Annotated in this window: 2 protein-coding genes; both read right to left on the reverse strand. The window is 55.6% G+C overall.

The genetic code is table 11. The features are described 5' to 3' along the window. The coding region (locus F6J99_RS44770) for an amidohydrolase family protein (protein WP_293123824.1) at positions 1-369 on the reverse strand (369 nt) is incomplete at its 3' end. A gap of 65 nt (positions 370-434) precedes the next feature. Continuing rightward, a partial coding sequence (locus F6J99_RS44775; protein WP_293123827.1) for a transposase occupies positions 435-1,713 on the reverse strand: 1,279 nt, incomplete at its 5' end.

The raw sequence follows: 1,713 nt of genomic DNA on the forward strand, positions 1-1,713 counted from the left end.
TCGCCGCATATCCGTCACCCCGAATTCTGAATTGGTGGTTGCCCCGGCTGGATAGTACTTGACGGCTTTGACAAATTCAGCCGCTTTGGCCGCGATAATGTCTTCAGGGCTGGTGTTGTCCGTTAGGTAGAGGGTCATCAGTGGCTCAAATTGCTGGCCAGCTGGGATGGCGGCAATGATGCGATCGCGATAGGCTGCCGCATCTGCCAACGAGCGGACTGGCGGCTTCAAGTTTGGCATAATGATGGCGCGGGCAAACTGACGCACGGTGTGAGGTAAAACTGCTTGCAGCAATGCTCCATCACGGACATGTAGATGCCAATCGTCGGGTTGGGTCAAGGTAAGCTTTTGCATGTTTTCATCATACAAGCCGCCTGAATCTCTCCTGCCCCAGTCCCCCTTGCTTACCCCTTACAGGGGTAGATTTTTAAGATTTATCCAGAGCTGAAGATCGGCACAGCGGTTGATTCAGCGAAACACTCTGGGATGAATCCGCCAATGGGTAAAGGGTCTCCCTTGAGGAGGGTGGCTAAAATGACGAGGAGTCCCCGGCGGAAACAACTGAGGACTCGTGGCTGTGGGGGCGTTGGCGTGGATGGGAGGATGGGCGCTGAGGTGAGACGGGTTGGGGGTTGGGGAGCGTGAGACTGAGAGGGGTCATCCATCGGATAAAGCGAGCCATCCACCGCATATAAACTGCAGGCCGTAAGGTGAGCATCGGCGTGTCCGCCCACACTGACTAACCATAAGGTGGCCACGGCAATCGCGAGCCAGAGTCGCTCCACTCGCTGGGGATCCCGCATACGGGTGAGATGCCAATGCAGGCCACCTCGCTTAATATCTTTAAACACGCATTCAATCCAGCTCCGCATGCCATACCATAAGATTTCGGCGTGGTTGGGGTCGAGGTCGGTGACAATGAGCCACGGGTCAGCATAGCCGTCATCCCAGCGAGCTAACAGCGTACACTGGAGCGGGTTGGTCTTGAAACAGCTCACTCGACCGGACCACGCGGTGCCCACCTGAGGGACCACGCCATGGAGGGGCACAAATCCTGGAGTGGACTCCGGTTGATACTGGCCTTGATGATTGATGCGCATAAATGGATGCCAATGTAATGCTTGAATCGCCTCATAGAACCACTTGGCATACAAGCCTCGGTCCGTGGTGAGGATCACCCACCAATCTTCTGGAACGGCGGGGTGGAGATGCTCCAATAGGGCCAGCCAATGGGGTTGCCAACTCCCTTTGGCGTTGGCCTCAAGGACTTTCCACGCGACGGGAATGCCACACCCTCGATAGATGAGGCTAATGACCAACAGACTAAATCGATTCCCCAGGGTTGAGGCATCAGCCGCCAAGACCAACCGTTTCTGCTCCGGGGGCCACCAACTTAAGATCCACTGCACCAAGGGCACAAAACTCCCCGTCACATCCACCTGGGCTCGCTTGTGTCCCCATTTCTCCTGACTCCCCTTGTACCATTCTTTTAAGCGCTGTCTCACGCTATTCTCCGAGTGGTTGAGGAGGGCCGCTAAAAATGCTGATACCGTGCTGACTCCACAGCTTTGGGTGATGGCAATGCCAAAGCTCCACATGGCCAGCACCACCGCTTGAGGTTTACTCAAATGCGCCATGTTATGGATGACGATCCGCATCCAGGCTTGGTACGCTTCAGGCCGATGATTCAGCCGATGATTCATATGCACTCCA

Origin of the sequence: Moorena sp. SIO4G3 (assembly GCF_010692305.1) — a bacterium.
Lineage (GTDB): Bacteria > Cyanobacteriota > Cyanobacteriia > Cyanobacteriales > Coleofasciculaceae > Moorena > Moorena producens_A.